The sequence below is a fragment of the Castellaniella sp. genome (genome assembly GCF_049673105.1).
Lineage (GTDB): Bacteria > Pseudomonadota > Gammaproteobacteria > Burkholderiales > Burkholderiaceae_B > Castellaniella.
On record NZ_JBATXG010000018.1, the window covers coordinates 1 to 19,415 of the forward strand.

Below are 19,415 nucleotides of genomic sequence, written 5' to 3' on the forward strand. Positions count from 1 at the left end.
TGGACCACCAGGCCGTGGATCCCTAGGATAGAATCGATTGGGGACATCGGCATTGCTCCATTAAACGTGTTCTTCGCAAAAACAAGTCTAATGAATGCCGGTGTCCCCCGTTAATGATGTAGAGCCCAGGTGCCGAATCTGTCGCTCACGCTGAAAATTCTCGCACGCTGGCGCGTGTGCCTAACACGCACCGTCACAGTCTGTGCCCCGTCCAAGGTAGACGATGCCTGCAAGACCTCTGTACCATGCAAAGTGCATTGCATCGCACGGAACATCATGAGGACCTTGTCGTGAACGACGCTCCACACGCCCATCACAGACCAAGCACTTCACTGGAAGCGAACCTGCTCGATCGCATTGCAGAAACCGTGACCGAGGCGCGCAGCCTGGAGACGCTGGTCCGCCCTTTTCTGGAAATGCTGGGGGAAATGACAGGCCTCGAATCCACGTATTTGACGACGATCGACCTGAATGCAGGTCTTCAGCGCATCCTGTACGCTCGCAACACAAAGGCCATGCAGATTCCAGAAAATTTCACCGTCGACTGGAACGACACGCTCTGCAAGCGCGCATTGGACGAACACCGACCCTATACCGGCGACGTGGAAACTTGCTGGGGTGACTCGGAGGCTGCTGGCGCACTGGGCATCAAAACCTATGTCAGCGCACCGATCTACGCCGGGCAAGGCGTGCTGTTCGGCACCTTGTGTGCGGCCAGTGCGAGCAACCACAAGATCAGCGATCAGGCAGAACGCCTGTTGTCCTTGTTTGCCAAGCTGATCGGTAATCAGGTAGAACGCGAAGTTCTCGTGGAAAAGCTGCTCAGCGCCAACGCACAGCTCTCTAACCTGGCAACCACCGATGCACTCACGCAGCTTCCCAATCGTCGTCTGCTGCTGGAACTGCTGCAGCGCCTGTTGGACCAGGCCAACCGGCAGAACACATCGGTTCTGGTCTGCTTTCTGGATCTGGACGGATTCAAAGCGATCAACGACCAGCACGGACATGCCGTTGGTGATCAGTTTCTTGCCAGCATGGCTGCGCAGCTGCGTCAGGCGATGCGATCACAGGACATCGTCACTCGATACGGCGGAGACGAATTCGCCATTATCGGGCCGGGGCCTTCTGCCGATGTCGATCAGAATTCCGCCATCAAGCATTTCGTCGACCGCGTCTCTCACGCGACAGTGGGCGAATTCCACTGTCTGGGCACGACCCTCCACTACATGGGCGCCAGCGCAGGGGGGATCGCAGTCCTGCCGCATACATTGGATGCGGTCACCGCCCTGGAACAAGCCGACCGGGCGATGTACCAGGCAAAGCTCAGTCGGCGTCAAGCCATTGCAAAGAACACCGCCTCGGCATGAGCCGGTTCCATCGTGCCAACATTTGGAGAGCCAAACATGCGCCAGATCCTGATTATCGTCGGACTCGTGCTGCTTGCCGCAGGAATTTGGATAGTGGCGGGAAATGGCAGCTACCAGGACACCGAAACCATCGTGAAAATCGGGTCGACCGCCTTGAAAGCTACACACGACAAGGCCATCCCCCAATGGCTGGGGATTGCCGGCATCGTGGTAGGCGCCATTCTGGTCCTGGGCGGATTGGCAGGCTGGCTCAAGCGCCGTTAGGACGGCTTGTCGACCAGCATGTTGCGGGAAAACCGATCTGCTAGACTCTGCTAATAATTACAGTATGCGGTCGGCGTCTTTAGGCATCAGCCCCGGCTGGAATCGCTCACCGCCCCGCCCAGGAGACTTGCATGGACACTCAACGCCGTTCCCTGATGCTGGGCGCCGTTTCCACTCTGGCCCTCGGTCTGCCTGCGCCGGGCTGGGCGCAGAGCCCCCCTGTCTCGCTCGACGCCTTCATTCAGCTCAGCGCCACACTGTGTAATCGCCCCGCCGCGACACTGGACCGCGGCATGGCGCAACGCATTTTGCAGGCGCTCCAGGCCCAGGGGAAATCTTCCCGACTGCCGGCGCTGCAGCAGGATGCTCAGGCCGACGCCCCGCTGGCCAGCGAATTGCGCTCAATCTGGCTCTCCGGCCTGATGGATACCGGGGCAGGCGCCATCGTCGTAGGATTCACGCAAGCCCTGACCTGGGGCAGCGCCCCCTTTCTGCACGCACCGGGCAGTTGCGGGGGCCCCACCGGCTACTGGTCGGACCCGCCGCCTGCGCACCCCGCTTGAACCCGCCGCCCCACTCTGCCACACACCCACAGGAATCTCATGACCCAATCCTTGCAAGCCGACGTCGTCGTTGTCGGTTCCGGCGTCGCCGGCGCCCTGACAGCCGCTCGCCTGGCCAAGGCAGGCCTGAAAGTCATCATTCTCGAGGCGGGCAAGCCCGTGGACCGCGCCCAGGCAGTGCAAAATTTCTGGAACGCCGCCATCAAGGTCCCTGAATGCGCCTACCCCATCCAGCCTGAGGCCGTGCACCCCACCACGGACCGCCTGGGCGACTGGTACCAACAGAAAGGCCCGGATTTCTTCAAGAGCACCTACCTGAAAGTAGTCGGAGGCACCACTTGGCACTGGCTGGGCACCTGTCTGCGCCTGCTGCCTTCCGACTTCCAGATGCAGACCCTGCATGGCCGAGGCGTGGACTGGCCCATCAGCTATGCCGACCTGGAACCTTACTACCTACAGGCCGAGCATGCGCTGGGGGTTTCCGGGGACCCGGATCATGATCTGGGCTCGCCGCGCAGCGGGCCGTTTCTGCTCCCCCCCATCCCGCAAACCTATCTGGATCGCACCCTGACGCAGGCACTGCGGGACACGCGATTCCAGGTTCAGGCCACCCCGCAGGCGCGCAATTCGGTCGTGCATGACCAAAGACCGCCGTGTTGCGGCAGCTCCAGTTGCATCCCGGTCTGTCCGGTGCAAGCCAAATACGACGCCACCGTTCATCTCAAACAGGCTCAGGCCGCCGGGGCCACGCTGCTGGACCAAAGCACAGTGGTGCAACTGACCCCTGATGAGCAGGGTCGGATCCGTTCGGCCCGATTCCGCCGATGGGACCAGTCCGAAGGACAGATCCAGGCGACGATATTCATTCTGGCCTGCCATGCGATTGAAACGCCACGCTTGCTGCTGGCCTCACGCACCGAGGCCTGGCCCAGCGGACTGGCCAACCGTTCAGACCAGGTGGGCAGAAACCTGATGGATCACCCTGTGCAGCTTTCGTGGGCGCTCAGCCAGGATCCGGTCTATCCCTACCGAGGCCCCTTATCCACGTCGGGCATCGAAAACCTGCGCGATGGCGGCTTTCGCGACAGCCGCAGCGCCTATCGTATCGAAATCGGCAATGACGGCTGGAACTGGCCGACGGGGGCGCCCCTCACATTAGCGGCTCAACTGGCTAGTCGTGGCCTGCCGGCGGTTGATCTGGATCAGGCCCTGGCCCACGAGACATCCCGCCACCTGCGCCTGACCGCCCTGACCGAGCAACTGCCCGAAGCCGACAACCGGGTGACGCTGGATCCCGCCAAGAAGGATCACTATGGGATTCCCCTGCCGCGCATCCACTACCGCATCGACGATTACGTCCAGCAAGGCATGCAACAAGCCAGAAAGGACCATGCTGAAATCTTTGGGCGATTGCAGGCCAGCGCCATCCAGCACGCGGCGGATTTCTTCGGTGCAGGACACATCATGGGCACGTGTCGCATGGGCGCAGACCCCCGCGATTCGGTGGTGGATGCGCAACTGCGCAGCCACGATCACCAGAATCTGTTCATCCTGGGGTCCAGCGTGTTTCCCACCGGAGGAACCGCCAACCCCACCCTGACCATTGCCGCCCTGAGCCTACGAGCGGCGGATGCCGTCGAACGGCAATTCCGGACAGGGCTTATTTCACCAAAGTGACCGGGACGTCGACCAGGCTCAGGACCTTGGTGGCGATCGATCCCATCAGCAGCCCGGCGACGGAACCCAGGCCCCGCGTGCCCATGGCGATCAGGCCGCAGCCCTGCTCGCCGGCGAAACGATGGATGGTTTCCGCAATCGGGCCCACCTGCACGTGCGCCTGGTAGGTCACGCCTGCCGCATCCAGCAGGGCCGTGGCGGCCTGCAGCGCCTGACGGCCTTCGTCCTGATAATAGTCGTCGATGACGTCGGCGGAAATGAATCGCTTGACGTTACCCGAGATGATCGGCGCCTGGACCGCCAGGACATGCAGAACGATGTCGTCGCGCCCGCGCACCGCCTGAATGGCGAACTCGACCGCGCGCAGCGAAGGGGCGGAGCCGTCGACCGGCACGAGAATGGCGTTGATATTCACAGAGATCTCCTGGGGAAAGACTGCTTGCACGATGCGCCATCATAGCGTTGAAAGCGGCGCGCCGGCAGTGATGCCGCCGCACTGGCGCGCGTCCTCTTGATGAAAATCATGAGGCGATGAAATCACAGCCGCCGCGCCCCGGATCAATATTTACCCTACTTTCCCGCATGTGTATTGGCGAAGGTTATCTTTTAAGACAGAATGTCAGCAGAACCCTCCGCTGCACTCTTCGACATCAAAGGTCTTCCATGCGCACGCTGACTATCGCTACCCGTCTGACGCTTGGCTTCAGCCTGATCATCCTGCTGTTGCTCGTCACCGCCTCCATCAGCATCTGGCGCATGCAAGGCAGCAGCGTCCTCACGACAGACATCACCGATTCGCTGCTGAAATCCGAGCGACTGATCGCCGAATGGGAAAAGAACACCGCCATGAACGCGCTGCGCACCACGACGGTAGCCAAGACCGACAACACTGAACTCAGCGACCAGATCAAGAAAGACATGACGGCCACCAGCGCGCGCATTTCAGAACTGCAAAAGCAGGTCGACGCCAGCATCCAGGATCCGGAAGCGCGCAAGCTATTCGATGTCGTGCAGCAGAAACGGTCTGAATACACCGGCGCGCGAGCCGCCGCCATCAAGAGCCAGGAATCAGGCAATCTGGCCGCCGCCAAGCAGTTCTATGATCGGGACATGGCCGGCTACCTCAGTGCCTACGTTGGCAGCGTCGGCGATCTGCTGACCTACCAAAAGGACCTGATCGACCGCAACACTCAGGACCTGCACGACAACAACCGCACCGGCATGCTGCTGGTGGCGCTCGCGACGTCGCTGGCCCTGCTGCTGGGACTGCTGTTCGCCTGGCAGGTCACACGGTCCATCACCCGACCGCTGCGGGCCACTGTCGCCCTGGCCCGATCCGTTGCCGACCGCGACCTCAGCCAGCAGATCCTGCCTCAGGGCAAGGACGAAATCACCGCGCTGGAACAGGCCCTGGAACAAATGTCGCAAGGCCTGAAACATACGGTCAGCGAATTGCGCCATGGCGCCACCTCCATCGCCACGGCCGCCGCCCAGATCACCAGCGGCAACCTGGACCTGGCGTCGCGCACCGAAGAACAGGCCAGCTCCCTGACCGAAACCGCCGCCACCATGGAACAGATCACCGCCACCGTGCGCCAGAATGCCGACAACACCCAGCAGGCCAACCACCTGGCCGCATCCGCCACGCAGACCGCCAACAACGGCGGCGCTTTGGTCGCCGAACTGGTCAACACCATGGGTGCCATCCACACCCAGTCCCAGCAGGTCGCGGACATCATCGGCGTGATCGACTCCATCGCCTTTCAGACCAACATCCTGGCCCTGAACGCAGCGGTGGAAGCCGCCCGCGCCGGGGAACAAGGTCGCGGATTCGCCGTCGTGGCAGCGGAAGTCCGGGCGCTGGCGCAGCGATCGGCATCCGCCGCACGAGAAATCAAGGCCCTGATCGACGCTTCGGTTGCCGCCATCACCATTGGCAATCAGCAGGCCCATAACGCCGGGGCGTCCATGCAGGACATCATCAGCGCCATCGTCCGCGTCACCGACATCATGAACGAGATCAGCGCCGCCAACCGGGAACAGACCAGCGGCATCGAGGAAATCAATTCCGCCATCACGCAAATGGACGACGTCACCCGCCAAAACGCCAGCCTGGTCGAAGAATCCGCCGCCGCCGCGACCAGCCTGCGCGACCAGGCCGATACGCTGGCCCGCCAGGTCTCGACCTTCAAACTGGATAATACCGTCCTCGCTCTCTCGACTTGATCTAAAGCAAGCCTGTGCTGCTCTGATTCCCGTACGATATCGGTAGGCCCGCCCCGAACACCGAGGCGGGCCTACCGTCTTTGCCATCAATCTCTCGGAACCGGAATGATGACGTCCCCCGCATTGCCTCACGCCCCCAAGATCAGCCTGATCGACGCCTATCTGAACCGGCTGCGTCTCTGGCAGAAATTCTCTATCCTCGCTGTCCTTGGGGTCGTGCTCGTATCCCTGCCGCTGATGTTGTACCTGTACGAATCGGGCAGGATCATCCAAGCCACAGAACTCGAAACCGATGGCCTGGTTCCTTTGCGCCAGAACCTGCAAACCCTGCGACTGACCCAGCAACACCGGGGCCTGTCCGCACTGGTTCTGAACGGCGACACGGCATCGCAGACAAAGCGCAGGGCAAAGCAGGAAGAAGCCGATCAGGCCCTGGTCGCCCTGGATCAGGCGCTGCAACACAGCAGCACCCAGGACCCCACCGTGGCGACCCTATGGCAGGATACCCAGAACACCTGGGAACGCCTGAAGGCCGGCCTCACCCAGGGCAAACTGTCCGCCAGTGACAGCTTTGCCACCCACACGCACCTGAATACCCAGCTGCTGCGCCTGGAATCCTTGCTGCTGCAGCACTATGGACTGCGCTTCGACCCCGACGCCGAAGGCTACTACCTGATCGACGCCGCACTAGAACAAACGCCCATCCTGACCGAACTCTTAGGCCAGTCGCGCGCGCTGGGCGCAAGCCTGCTGACCCGACGCACTGCCAACGCCGAAGAGCGCATCGGCATCCGCGTCCTGCTGGACCGCGCCCAGGAGCACTACGACAGTCTGAACATCGCGCTGGATAACGCGGCCCGCCTGAACCCACGCCTCAGAGACGCGCTGGACGCCGCCGGAAAGACCGCCCTGGATACCACAGGAAAGGCCATAGCGCTGGCCCAGGACCGCCTGATCAAGGCCCAGACGCTGGACTATCCGGCGGCTGACTACTTTTCGACGTTTACCGCTGCGGTGGACGCGCAATTTCAACTGAACGAAGTCGCCCTGGTTCAACTCGACCAGCTGCTGACCGCCCGCGCCGAGCGTCTGGTCCATACCCGCTATCTGCTGGGCGGCGGCATCCTGCTGCTGTGCCTGATCGCCGCCTGGATCAATTGGCGCATCACCCGGGCACTGCTGAATCAGCTGGGAGGCGAGCCCGATTACGCCACATCCATCCTGCAGCGCATCGCCTCGGGCGATCTGGCGGTGCCGATCCGGTTGCGCGCCAATGATCAGTCCAGCCTGCTGTTCGCCATGCACGACATGCGCACCCAACTGGCTGCCATCGTCGGCAATGTGCGTAGCGGCGCCAACGCCATTGCCACCGCATCCGCCCAGATTTCCGCCGGCAACCTGGACCTGTCTTCCCGGACCGAGCAGCAGGCCAGCTCGCTGACGGAAACCGCCGCCACCACGGAGCAGATCACCGCCACCGTCCGCCAAAATGCGGACAATGCCCAGCAAGCCAACACGCTGGCCGCCTCGGCTGCCCATACGGCCGGTAACGGCGGCGCGCTGGTCGCACAGCTGGTGGACACCATGCAGGACATCAATCAGCGATCCACCCAGGTGGTCGACATCATCAGCGTGATCGATTCCATTGCCTTCCAGACCAATATCCTGGCCCTGAATGCGGCGGTGGAAGCCGCACGGGCGGGCGAACAGGGCCGCGGCTTTGCCGTGGTAGCCTCCGAGGTCCGCGCCCTGGCGCAGCGCAGCGCCGGCGCCGCCAAGGAAATCAAAAATCTGATTGATACATCCGTCCAGGCCACCGCGCGAGGCAACGAGCAGGCAGCCCTGGCGGGCGCCACCATGCAGGAAATTGTCGAGGGCGTCCAACGCGTGACCGACATCATGGGTGAAATCAGCGAAGCCAGTCGTGAACAAGCGACCGGCATCGAGGAAATCAACATTGCCATCACGCAGATGGACGACGTCACGCAGCAAAACGCCAGTCTGGTGGAAGAATCCGTCGCAGCCGCCAGCAGCCTGAAAGATCAGGCAGACACACTCGCCAAGATCGTCGCCGTCTTCCAGCTGGATACCGACCACAACCCGGCCCAGCAGCCAACGTCGGGGCGAGCGGCGCCAGCCCTGGGCTTTCAGGCCAAGCCGGCATGACCAAGCCAACAAGATGCCCGCATCTGTTGTGTATTTGCCATCTTGGCTAGCGATAGCCCCTACTGAGTTTACGGGTTTACCCTTAATTTAGTACACTGGTAATAAATCAAACAATAGTTTGAAAAGAGTCCGTCCGGCCAACCTGGGGCCGGACGGACTTTTCATATACCAGGATTCCGCCGCCATTTCTCGACTCTAGCCCCGCCATGCACCAGACCTCGACCCGCACTTCCAACACCAGCACGCGCCATGCCGACCGCATCATGCTGCCCCTGATCTGGGTGCTGTTCGCAACCGCATTGGGCCTGGCCAACTGGCATGACACGTGGGGGCTTGCGCTGGGAATCGGCCTGCCGCTGGCCGCTATTCCCACAGCCCTGATCCTCTGTCTGCCTGGGCAGCGCATCACCCGCATCACGGTCGCCGTGGTGTTTATGCTGTTCTGCGCTCTGCATATCCACCAGGCCATGGGGACGATTGAACTGCATTTCGGTATTTTCGTCCTGCTGGCCGTGCTGCTGTGTTACCGCGACTGGACCGTGATCCTGATCGCCGCCGCGGTCGTCGCCCTGCACCATCTCAGCTTCAATACGCTGCAGGAAATGGGTTATCCCACCTACTGCTTCGCCGATCCCAGCCTGGGCCGGGTGATCGCGCATGCCGCCTACGTCGTCGTCGAATCGATCTTTCTCTGCTACATCGCCCACTGGATGCAGCGCGACGCCCGACAGGCTATCGAACTGACGCAACTGGTCAGCAACATCACCCGCGATGGCCGCATCCACCTGGATGTCAGCGACACCCGCCCGGACAGCCCGGCAGCGACGACCTTGCATCAGGTGCTGCAGGCCATCGCCGGGGCCGTCTCCCAGGTGCACGGGCATGCCGTCACGATCGATCAGGTGCTGGAACACCTGCGCAACGACAATGAAACCGTCAGCTCCGGCGCACGGCACCAGGCCGAAGCCATCGGCCAGTCCGTCCTGGCGCTGCAGACGCTGTCCGACTCGCTGAACGAAGATCTGCAGCAGGCCCAGACCGCCGAGCAGCATGCCCGGCAAACCACCGGACTGGCGCAAGAAGGCAGCCAGGCCATGAGCCAGTCCGTGCAGAACATGCGCGAAATGAGCGAACTGTCTCAGCGGATTTCCGACATCACGACCCTGATCGACGGCATTGCCTTTCAGACCAACATCCTGGCCCTGAACGCCTCGGTCGAGGCGGCGCGGGCCGGTGAACACGGTCGAGGTTTCGCGGTGGTGGCCGGCGAAGTCCGCACTCTGGCGCAGCGCAGTGCCGACGCCTCTCGCCAGATCCGCGAACTGACCCAGGCCTCGGCTCAGCAAGTCGCTGCGGGCACTACACTGATCGAGCACAGCGGCATCAAGATGGACCGGCTGACGGCTGGCGTGCAGACGCTCTCCCAGACGCTGACACGATTTCTGCAAGCCAACCGCGCTCAGGCGGGACAGATCGCCGAACTGGAACGATCCATGGCGCAGGTCCAGAGCATCGCCGATACGACGCTACAACGCGCCCAGGGCACCGAGGTACTGGTGCAGAATCTAGGAAAAGGCGCGCAGCAACTGAATCATGCCGTGGACCTGATCACGGTGTAGCATCCGCCCGACACAGGCGCACGCAGCAGTGCCGTATCCAACGCCGTGAGCGTAGAATAGCGGCGCTATGACTCTGTCATTTTCCTTCCGGATGCGACAAAATGATCCCTGCGGATGGGGAATGCTGCTGCTCATCTGCTGCGGGCTGCTGGTCGGCCAGGCCGCCCTGGCTGCATCCACCCCCGCCACACCGCCGATTGCAGAACATCATGCAGTCCCCCTGCCGAGTTGTTGGCGCGGCACGGTGCTGGCCTTCGTCGCGCATCCGGACGACGATCTGCTGTTCATGAACCCCGACCAATACAATGCCATCCGCCAAGGACAATGCATGCGGGTGGTGTACCTGACGGCAGGGGATCGCGGCGAGGGTCAGCCTTATCTGCAAGCCAGGGAACGCGGCATCATGGCGGCCTACGCCCGCATGGCCAGGACGGCCAATCGCTGGCGCGATGACGGCTGGCCGGTCGGCGGGCGCATCATTGTCAGACATACCCTGCTGACGGCGCCCCAGGTGCAGCTGATCATGCTGCGCATTCCCGATCCCTGGCTAGGTCCGGGCTGGGGCAGCCTCACGCCCCTGAGCCGCCTGGAGTCCATCCCGCTCACCGATGCCCAGTCTTATGCCCCTTACCGCGAAACCTATACCCGCGATGGCTTGGTGAGCTGGCTGTCGCGCCTGATTCAGGCGGTTCAACCCAGCACCATCCGTCTGATGGACTCGTCCATCGCCATCCCCTACACCAAACTATGCTGGCACTGTCCGGGGCATGATCATCCTGATCACATCGCTGGCGCCAAACTGGTCCGCGAAGCCATGCAGATCGCGTCCGGGTCCTATCTGGTCCAAGCCTATCTGGGCTACCCCAGCCAGGAAAGGCCGGCCAATCTGAGCACGACAGAAACCGCGCTGAAGACGACAACGTTCCTGCGCTATATGGCCAATGATCCGCACTATTGCCGGCCACAAGCGCCGTGCTCGCGGCCCAAAGGCCCGGAAACGGCCTGGGTCTGGCGACAATACCGGATCGGGCCGGACGGTCAGCCGCTGACCGCGGTGCAGCAGGCGCGTCACTAAAGACCGCAATCGCTCGCCCAGACAGGCTGGGCGCCCGAGCCGCTCGGCTGCTGCCTACTCACCCTCGCCTGCCGAGGGCGGCACAGCCTTCAAGATCGACTCGTCCTGGACGCTCAGGTCGCCGCTGCGGCGAGCCTGTTCGATCAGATCGGGACGCCGCGTCGCGGTCAAGGTCAGGGACTGCTGACGCCGCCAGGCGGCAATCCGGCTATGGTGGCCGGACAACAGGATATCGGGCGCCGACGTGCCGTTCCAGGTTTCAGGGCGCGTGTAATGAGGGCTGTCCAACAGCCCTGTCAGCGCGGGGTTGAAGGAGTCCTGTTCCGCCGATTCCGCATCATGCAGTACGCCGGGCAACAAACGCACAATGCTGTCGATCAACACCATGGCTCCCAGCTCTCCGCCGGACAAGACGAAATCCCCCAGAGAAACCTCCAGGTCGACATACCGGTCGATAAAGCGCTGATCAATGCCTTCGTAGCGCCCGCACACCAGGATCGCCCCGGTGCTGGCCGCCCAGCGGCGGGCCTGGGCCTGGCGGTGGGTCCGCCCTGCAGGGGACAGCAACACAACAGGAGCCGGCTGATCCGCCTCATCGGCGCCCGCCTCCCGGCGGGATAGACGCACGGCCTGAACGGCTTGCGCCAGCGGTTCCGCCATCATGACCATGCCTGGTCCGCCGCCAAAGGGTCGGTCGTCCACCGTGCGGTGCACGTCCTGGGTGAAATCACGAGGATTCCAGGCATGCAAAGACCACAGGCCACGCTGATGCGCCCGTCCGCTGACCCCTTGGTCACGGATAGCGGCAAACATCTCGGGAAATAAGGTAATCAGATCAAAACGCATAGCCGAGCCGCTTGCATGCGGCGAGGTGAACGGCGCATGGAGCGCGCCTGGTATTCAAACGACCCGGCGTCAGAACTCGGCGGGCCAGTCGCTGTCAATGCGGCGACCGGGCAGATCCACCTGCTGCACATGCGCAGCCACAAAGGGGACCAACACCTGCACCGGGCGGTTTTTGGCATCCCGCCGTGCCTGGAATATCCCCGCGGGATCGCGTTCGCCGCAGGCTATCTGCAGCACTGCATGGGCGCCATTATCCAGCACCTGATCCACCTGCCCCAACAGCACGGATGCGCCGGATTCGGACTGCCCGTAGAAGTCGCAGCCGATCAGGTCCACCCAATAATACTCATCAGCATCCGCTGCGGGAAAGGCCGCACGCGGCACCCAAACGGTATAGGCGCGCAGGGATTCAGCGGTGTCCCGATCATCGATGCCGGCCAGTTGGGCCAGCAACCCTTGCCCTGCCTGCCGACGGCAGGCCTGCACCTGCATATGCCGCAGACGCGACAAAGCGCCGGGTTCCAGAACGGAATCCGGCGCCTTCAACCACCATACCGGCGCATTCGACAGGGCTTCGGCCTGGGGGGAATACGGCTGGACTTTCAGCCAGCCACGCACCCCGTGCGCCGCCGCTACCCGGCCTACTTCGACCAGATCGTCGGGAACGGCATCACCTGGGCGAGTGTCCACCATCACAAGCGAAGCGCCCGCGATCAGGCGGCGGCTGCGACTTTGGCGGAGTATTCCTTGACCAGACGATCGACCGTACCGGACAGCTGGGCGCCATTGGAAACCCAGTGCTGAACACGATCCAGGGACAGGCGCAGATTTTCCTGACCTTCGCCCCCGAGCGGATTGTAGAAACCCACTCGTTCGATGAAACGGCCATCGCGGCGATTGCGCGAATCAGCAGCAACGACATTGTAGAAGGGACGCTTCTTCGAGCCGCCGCGGGCCAGACGAATCACAACCATTGAATAATCCTTTGATAAACCGGTGTAAAACACAAAATTCTAGCATCTGGCATCCAGGTTCCGCAATGGATACCCAGAATAAATGATGCCAGACCACGAAAAACAACACAGATGCAAAAACCGCGCTTGGCCACCGGAACGTCCGGCCCGGCAAACCTGGGCCCGGCGGGCCAACGGCGCCGCGCTAACGCCGGCGGACGTAATGGACCATGACAGCATCATCCCGCGCCTGCTGCGCCAGCAAGGCATTGCCGGTCTGCTGGCAAAACGCCTGAAAATCACGCCCCGCATGCGGGTCGGTCGTCAGGACGGACAGCACCTGCCCGCTGTTCAACTGCGCCAACGCCTTTTTGGTGCGCAGGATCGGCAGGGGGCAGTTCAGGCCCCGCGCATCGATTTCCCGGTCCGCCGCCGGCAGGGTTGCATCCGTCACGAGGCCCCCAGACGAGCCGCCAGCCAATCAGCCGCCCCGGCCACGGCGCCATCCAGCGCGGCGATATCGGACCCGCCGCCCATGGCCATATCGGGGCGTCCGCCGCCCTTGCCGCCCACCTGGGCGGCAATCGCGCCGACCAGATCTCCTGCCTTGACGCGAGCGGTCAGTTCGGGGCTGACACCCGCCACCAGGCTGATCTTGCCATCGGTGACGGCAGCCAGCAGGATCACGGCATTCGACAATTTGGACTTCAGTTGATCAACCATGCCGCGCAAGGCTTTGGGATCCACACCATTCAGGCGCGTGGCCAACAGTTTGACGCCGGCCACATCCACGGCCTGCCCCGCCAGATCCGACCCGGCAGCCGCAGCCAGTTTGTCCTGCAGGCGTTCCAGTTCGCGTTCGATCTGGCGAGCCTGGTGCTGCAGGGCCTGGACGCGTTCCGGCACATCGACCGGCTGGGTTTTCAGCAACGCGGCGGCGTGAACCAACACATCCTGAGTTTGCCGGACCCAGGCCAGGGCGCCGTGCCCGGTCATGGCCTCGACCCGGCGAATGCCCGCCGCCACACCGCCTTCAGCAATGATCTTGAACAGGCCGATATCACCCGTGCGGGCCACGTGGGTGCCGCCGCACAGTTCACGAGAAAAGCCGATATCCAGCACACGCACCACGTCGCCGTATTTTTCACCGAACAAGGCCATTGCGCCGCCCGCCACCGCCTCGTCATAACTGAGATGCTGGGTGTGCACCGCCTGATTGAGCAGAATTTCGTTGTTGACGATGGATTCCACCTGCGCGATCTGTTCCGCGGTCACGGGCGCATCGTGCGCGAAGTCGAACCGGGTCTTGTCCGGATCCACCAGCGAACCGCGCTGCTGCACGTGCTCGCCCAACACCTGGCGCAAGGCCTTGTGCATCAGGTGGGTGGCCGAGTGATTGCGCATGGTGTCCGCCCGGCGCTGGCCATCCACCCGGGCCTGCACCGTATCGCCCACCGACAACGCGCCTTCGACCAGGCTGCCGTGATGACCGAAGACCGCACTCTGGATCTTCTGAGTATCGGCGACCTGGAAACGGGCCGCCGCACTGCTGATCTGCCCGGTGTCGCCCACCTGGCCGCCGGATTCCGCATAGAAGGGGGTGGCATCCAGCACGATCACGGCCTCTTGTCCCTGAGCGATCGACGGGACCGACACGCCATCCACATACAGTGCCGTCACCGCGCCCTGGCCTTCCAGGTGTTCGTAGCCGTCAAAGCGGGTATCCACGCCGTCGTAGCTGAGATCCGCCGCCGCCTTGAATTTGCCCGCCGCACGCGCCTGTTCGCGCTGATGCGCCATGGCGACCTCGAAGCCGTCCAGGTCCACCTGGATCTTGCGTTCGCGGCAGATGTCGGCGGTCAGGTCGACCGGAAAGCCATAGGTGTCGTACAGGGTGAACAGCGTCTGACCATCCAGCGGCTGCCCCGCCGGCAGATCGGCCAGGGCGGATTCCAGGATCCGCATGCCGTTTTCCAGGGTTTCGCCGAAACGTTCTTCTTCCTGGCGCAGCACTTGCTCGACCCGCGCCTGCTGAGCAGCCAGTTCGGGATAGGCCGCGCCCATCTGCTGAACCAGATCCGCCACCAGGCGGTGAAAGAACACGCCCTTTTGCCCCAGCTTGTGCCCATGACGCAGGGCGCGCCGGATGATGCGACGCAGCACGTAGCCACGCCCCTCGTTGCCGGGAATGACGCCGTCGACGATCAGGAAGCTGCAGGCGCGAATATGGTCGGCGATGACCTTCAGGGAATTGTCGCTCAGGTCCGTTGTGCCGGTTTCGCGCGCTGCCGCGCGAATCAGGTGCTGGAACAGATCGATTTCATAGTTGGAATGCACATGCTGCAGCACGGCAGCGATGCGCTCCAGCCCCATGCCGGTATCGACGCAGGGCTTGGGCAAGGGGTTCATATTGCCCTGAGCATCGCGCTCGAACTGCATGAACACCAGGTTCCAGATCTCGATGTAGCGGTCGCCGTCTTCCTCGGGAGATCCCGGGGGACCACCCCAGATCTCGGGGCCGTGGTCATAGAAGATTTCGGAACAGGGGCCGCAGGGGCCGGTGTCGGCCATCTGCCAGAAATTGTCGGACGCATAGCGACCGCCCTTGTTGTCGCCGATGCGGATGATGCGCTCGACCGGCACGCCCACCTGCTGCGCCCAGATGTCATGGGCCTCGTCGTCGTCCTGATAGACCGTGACCCACAGCTTTTCCCTGGGCAGGCCATAGACTTCCGTCAGCAGCGTCCAGGCGTAGATGATGGCATCGCGCTTGAAATAGTCGCCAAAGCTGAAATTGCCCAGCATTTCAAAGAAAGTGTGGTGGCGCGCGGTGTAGCCGACGTTTTCCAGGTCATTGTGCTTGCCCCCGGCCCGCACGCAGCGCTGGGCAGTCGTCGCCCGGTGATAGGGCCGGGTGTCCTTGCCGGTGAACACGTCCTTGAACTGGACCATGCCGGCGTTGGTGAACAGCAGCGTCGGGTCGTTGCCCGGCACCAGGGGCGAAGACGACACGATCTGGTGTCCTTTGGATTCAAAAAAGGACAGGAATTTCTGACGGATTTCGGAGGTTTTCATTCGTATGACCGCAAGGGGAAACCAAGCGGGGATTATAAATGGCTTTCCGAGGGCTGCTGCGCACTCGGTATCCGCCGCGCGGCCCTGACGCACAAAGCCCCATCCAGCAGGACGGGGCAGTGGCCGGAAAGGGACTGGATGCGGGCATGACCCCGCCGCCGGACCCTGGCACCCTAAGCGTAGGCGTTTTCTGCCAGGGTCTCGATAGCGGGGTAGAACTCGTGATTTTCACGAACCATCCGCGTGTGGACGCTTTTCAACACGGTGTTGGCCTCGGCGCGAAAACCCTCGGGGTCTTTCATCAGCAAAGTCGCGTTGCTCCAGCGACGGGCAAAATTGATGAAAGCGCTGGCAATACCCTGCATGTCGTTCTGATACATGCGGCTCATGGCAGCCATGCGTTCATCCCCGCTGCGTTCCAGCGAGGGATACAAGATACGGTCCTCGATAGCCAGATGCTGCGTCACCACCTGCGACAGGGCCTTCAGTTCGTGCGCGAGATCGACCGCATGATCAGCTACGCCTTGATGGGACAATTTACGCAGTGTCGCAATACCGCTCAGGATTTCTACATGGTGGTGCTTGAAACGATCAATATTCATGACGGACCTTCCTCTCTCGTGAAACGGCTGTTTCAGCCGGATAAGATATATATTATATGAATCTTTTGCACCGCACAACGACCCACCGACCAGAGCGCCCGCGCCTTACAACAAATTCTCGAAATCTATTTCGTCGTCATCCGGCGCCCAGGAATGACTGGACAGCCAGGCCCGGATACGCGCCACCGCCTGGGATCGCAGCTGGGAGACGCGCCCTTCCGTCACCTGCAGCACAGCGGCGATTTCCTTCTGATTCAAATCCTGCTCGAACTGCAGGGACAGCAGCAGCTGCTCGCGCTCAGGCAGATTGCGGATCGCTTCAATCAGGGCATTGCGCAGCCCATCGCGCAGCAGCCAATCCAGCGGGCTGGCGTTCACCGGGTCGGTGATGGCATCCAGCACCCCGACACCATCAGAATTTTCACGATGCTGCACCAGGTCTTCGACCATCAACACCTGCACCCCTCGGGCTTCTTCCAGCAAAGTCTGATAATCGGTCAGCGCCAGGCCCATTTCATCGGCGATTTCTGCTTCAGTGGGCGCGCGCAGCAGCCGATGGTGCAGCGCTTGGACGGCCTCTTCGATGGTACGAGCCTTGCTGCGCACACTGCGCGGCAGCCAATCCTGGCTGCGCAGTTCATCCAGCATGGCGCCCCGGATCCGGGTGACGGCATAGGTCTCAAATTGCGCATCCGCCTGCTGCTGATAGCGGCGCACGGCATCCAGCAGGCCCATCATGCCGGCTTGCATCAGATCATCGAGTTCGACACTGGCAGGCAGGCGACCGATCAGAATAAGCGCCTGCCGACGCACGAGCGGCGCATATTGAGCAATCAACTGGTCCTCTGACAGAGGCATCGCGCAATCCGTAATCCACATAATAAAACGCAAGTATGCACTAAGTGGCTGATGGACAATGAGCGGATCATCCCGTATTTCCCCCAGGATTTCCGCCAGCCACCCTGCTACGCCCCGCCAAAACCCGCCTTTCCTAAACTTTTCCCGTTACCTGCCGTTATGCCGACAGAGAAGACCTAGTCGAACGACGCTGGGCGATGCCCGGTCGTTGTTTTTCGGAACACGAGGATGATTTCCGCAAAGGAACGCACATGATTCACCCAATCGGCAACCAATTGACCTCTGCCAGTCTGGGTCTGACCCCCGTGGTCTCCGAACGACCCGCCGGCAAGCCTGAACCCGTCACTGAAGTCGCCTCTGGCGACAAAACCCAGTCCGGCACGTCCAAACAGGCAGGTCAGCAGCATTCCATGCTGAAAGACTACCCCGAACAGCCTAAATCCTCTCTGGAAAAAGCGCTGGAAGCCGTCAACGGCAATCTCCAGGCCTGGTCCACCGGCGTGCGCTTCGACATGGACAAAGACACCCAGAAACTGGTGATCTCCATCGTGGACAGCGCCACTGGCGATGTCATCAAGACCATCCCCTCCGAAGCCATGCTGCGGATCGCCAAGATGATTACGCAACTGCAAGGCTCGGGCGTGGACACCCAGGCCTGATCACCAAATACTGAACTGAAACTGAATACGACCCCTGCTGCTGGTTTTACCGATTGTCAAACCAGTGCATAATGGTTTAAAGGAGTCCTCATCATGGCAACCGTCTCTTCCATCGGCATTTCCGGCTTACCACTGGCTGATCTGCTCCAGAATCTGGAAAAAAATGAAAACCAGGTTCTGCTCGTCATCAAGGATCGGCATACAGCCGCCGAAGCCAAGCTGACAGCTTACGGCAAACTCAAAGAAGCCATTACCGCCTTCCAGAAAACCGCCGAAGTCGCCGGCAACACTGACTCCTTTGGCGCTCTCGCAGCCAAAACCGGCTCGGATGCCATTTCCGTCACCACGACCAACCAAGCCATCCCTGGCCAGTATTCTGTACAGATCGACTCGCTGGCTGCTGCGCAGACGCTGGTGTATGGTGGCCGCGCTGATCGTGGCGCCGATATCGGCACTGGCGGCACGATCACCTTCACCGTCAACGGCGAAGAAAAAACCCTGGATCTCACGGGCAAGGGCACCTCGCTCGATAGCTTGGTACAAGCCATCAACAGCAACCCCGATCTGGGCATCAATGCCACGATTGTGAACAACGGCACGTCCGGTTCGCAGTACCAGTTGCTGCTGACCAATCGCGATACCGGCACCGAAGCCGCCGTCTCGAAAATCCAGGTCGACGGCAATGCGGACTTGCAAGCCTTTCTGGGCTACGACAGCACAGGAACAAATACCGGCATCACGGTTTCCGCCGCCGCCAACGCCTCGTTCAGCATCAATGGCATCGCCATCACCAGCCAGTCCAACACCATCAGCAATGTGATCGATGGTGTCACGTTGACGCTCAATCAGACCACCGCATCTGCCACCAGCCTCAGCCTCACCCAAGACACATCGGTCGCCAAAAAGGCTGTTGAGGATTTCGTCAAATCCTATAACAACCTGCTGGGCTCCATCAAAGGCCTCACCGCCTATGATGCTGAGAGCCAAAAAGGTCAACCGCTCATGGGTGACTCGGTCACGCGCTCCGTCCAGAACCGCATGCGCGATGCGATCTCTGGCAGCAAGGGCGATGGTGGTATCAACCTATCCCAAATCGGCATCACCACCGATCCAAAAACAGGCGAACTGCTGATCGACAGTGCAAAGCTAGGCAAGGCCCTGACTGACAACGGTGAAGCCGTGAAATCCCTGTTCACCAGCGACACCGGTTTAGGCAAGCGCGTTACCGACACGGCAGAGAGCTTCACCAAATTCGAAGGCGCGCTCAGCTCTGCCGAAACCGGCATGACGAAAACCGTCGCCGACATCAAAAAACAGTTCGACGCGACTTCCGACCGCATTGCTGAGCGCATGGACACCTACCGCAACCAGTTTACTCAACTGGATGTCATGGTCAGCCAGATGAACTCGCTCAGCAGCTATCTGTCGCAGCAACTCAGCGCTCTGAACGGCGCCAAGAAATAAG

General features: G+C 61.7%; 18 protein-coding genes. 10 read left to right on the top strand and 8 right to left on the bottom strand.

Translation table 11 applies throughout. The features are described from left to right. Positions 1-245 precede the first annotated feature (245 nt). The 4 genes from WBF69_RS06510 to WBF69_RS06525 all read left to right on the top strand — a co-directional run bounded on the left by WBF69_RS06510 (position 246) and on the right by WBF69_RS06525 (position 3,871). Positions 246-1,367, top strand: a complete 1,122-nt coding sequence (locus tag WBF69_RS06510; protein ID WP_424262416.1) for a sensor domain-containing diguanylate cyclase — start codon at positions 246-248, stop codon at positions 1,365-1,367. Between the two features lie 36 nt (positions 1,368-1,403). Then, positions 1,404-1,631, top strand: coding sequence for a hypothetical protein (locus WBF69_RS06515; protein ID WP_424262418.1), 228 nt, complete (start codon positions 1,404-1,406; stop codon positions 1,629-1,631). Positions 1,632-1,762: 131 nt separating this feature from the next. Continuing rightward, positions 1,763-2,194 carry a hypothetical protein gene (locus tag WBF69_RS06520; RefSeq protein WP_424262420.1) on the top strand — a complete coding sequence of 144 codons (432 nt, stop codon included), beginning with the start codon at positions 1,763-1,765 and terminating at the stop codon, positions 2,192-2,194. A 39-nt stretch (positions 2,195-2,233) separates the two neighbouring features. Further along, complete coding sequence (locus tag WBF69_RS06525; RefSeq protein ID WP_424262422.1) at positions 2,234-3,871, top strand: GMC family oxidoreductase; 1,638 nt, start codon at positions 2,234-2,236, stop codon at positions 3,869-3,871. Here the strand turns inward: WBF69_RS06525 and WBF69_RS06530 are convergent. Beyond that, positions 3,855-4,286, bottom strand: coding sequence for a universal stress protein (locus tag WBF69_RS06530; protein WP_424262424.1), 432 nt, complete (start codon positions 4,284-4,286; stop codon positions 3,855-3,857). The two genes, WBF69_RS06525 and WBF69_RS06530, sit on opposite strands and share 17 nt — an antisense overlap. Positions 4,287-4,534: 248 nt before the next feature. Between WBF69_RS06530 and WBF69_RS06535 the strand changes: the two genes are divergently transcribed. From WBF69_RS06535 to WBF69_RS06550, 4 genes are all read left to right on the top strand, one after another. Then, a complete protein-coding gene (locus tag WBF69_RS06535; protein WP_424262426.1) occupies positions 4,535-6,097 on the top strand; it encodes a methyl-accepting chemotaxis protein in 1,563 nt (520 codons plus the stop codon). A 105-nt stretch (positions 6,098-6,202) separates the two neighbouring features. Further along, on the top strand, positions 6,203-8,263 hold the full coding sequence (locus tag WBF69_RS06540) for a methyl-accepting chemotaxis protein (protein ID WP_424262428.1): 2,061 nt from the start codon (positions 6,203-6,205) through the stop codon (positions 8,261-8,263). Positions 8,264-8,469: 206 nt separating this feature from the next. Beyond that, positions 8,470-9,882, top strand: a complete 1,413-nt coding sequence (locus WBF69_RS06545) for a methyl-accepting chemotaxis protein (protein ID WP_424262430.1) — start codon at positions 8,470-8,472, stop codon at positions 9,880-9,882. A 121-nt stretch (positions 9,883-10,003) separates the two neighbouring features. Then, positions 10,004-10,957 (top strand): PIG-L family deacetylase, encoded by a 954-nt coding sequence (locus tag WBF69_RS06550; protein WP_424262432.1) that lies wholly within the window; start codon positions 10,004-10,006, stop codon positions 10,955-10,957. Positions 10,958-11,011: 54 nt separating this feature from the next. Here the strand turns inward: WBF69_RS06550 and trmD are convergent, their stop codons facing one another. The 7 genes from trmD to WBF69_RS06585 form a co-directional block, all read right to left on the bottom strand. Then, positions 11,012-11,803 carry a tRNA (guanosine(37)-N1)-methyltransferase TrmD gene (gene trmD, locus WBF69_RS06555; RefSeq protein WP_424262434.1) on the bottom strand — a complete coding sequence of 264 codons (792 nt, stop codon included), beginning with the start codon at positions 11,801-11,803 and terminating at the stop codon, positions 11,012-11,014. 69 nt (positions 11,804-11,872) lie between these two features. Then, positions 11,873-12,496 carry a ribosome maturation factor RimM gene (gene rimM, locus WBF69_RS06560; RefSeq protein WP_424262436.1) on the bottom strand — a complete coding sequence of 208 codons (624 nt, stop codon included), beginning with the start codon at positions 12,494-12,496 and terminating at the stop codon, positions 11,873-11,875. Positions 12,497-12,516: 20 nt separating this feature from the next. Beyond that, positions 12,517-12,777 carry a 30S ribosomal protein S16 gene (gene rpsP / locus WBF69_RS06565; RefSeq protein WP_424262438.1) on the bottom strand — a complete coding sequence of 87 codons (261 nt, stop codon included), beginning with the start codon at positions 12,775-12,777 and terminating at the stop codon, positions 12,517-12,519. Positions 12,778-12,961: 184 nt separating this feature from the next. After that, positions 12,962-13,210, bottom strand: coding sequence for a sulfurtransferase TusA family protein (locus tag WBF69_RS06570; protein ID WP_424262440.1), 249 nt, complete (start codon positions 13,208-13,210; stop codon positions 12,962-12,964). Next, on the bottom strand, positions 13,207-15,831 hold the full coding sequence (gene alaS / locus WBF69_RS06575; protein ID WP_424262442.1) for an alanine--tRNA ligase: 2,625 nt from the start codon (positions 15,829-15,831) through the stop codon (positions 13,207-13,209). Before alaS ends, WBF69_RS06570 begins: the two co-directional genes overlap by 4 nt. 173 nt (positions 15,832-16,004) lie before the next feature. Continuing rightward, positions 16,005-16,433 (bottom strand): hemerythrin domain-containing protein, encoded by a 429-nt coding sequence (locus WBF69_RS06580; RefSeq protein WP_424262444.1) that lies wholly within the window; start codon positions 16,431-16,433, stop codon positions 16,005-16,007. A gap of 105 nt (positions 16,434-16,538) precedes the next feature. After that, complete coding sequence (locus WBF69_RS06585; RefSeq protein WP_424262446.1) at positions 16,539-17,291, bottom strand: RNA polymerase sigma factor FliA; 753 nt, start codon at positions 17,289-17,291, stop codon at positions 16,539-16,541. A gap of 251 nt (positions 17,292-17,542) precedes the next feature. On the opposite strand from WBF69_RS06585, the gene WBF69_RS06590 reads away from it, so the two are divergent. Then, positions 17,543-17,950 carry a flagellar protein FlaG gene (locus WBF69_RS06590; protein ID WP_424262448.1) on the top strand — a complete coding sequence of 136 codons (408 nt, stop codon included), beginning with the start codon at positions 17,543-17,545 and terminating at the stop codon, positions 17,948-17,950. Positions 17,951-18,043: 93 nt separating this feature from the next. Continuing rightward, entirely contained in the window at positions 18,044-19,414 is a 1,371-nt protein-coding gene (gene fliD, locus WBF69_RS06595) for a flagellar filament capping protein FliD (protein ID WP_424262450.1), read from the top strand. Position 19,415: the final 1 nt, after the last annotated feature.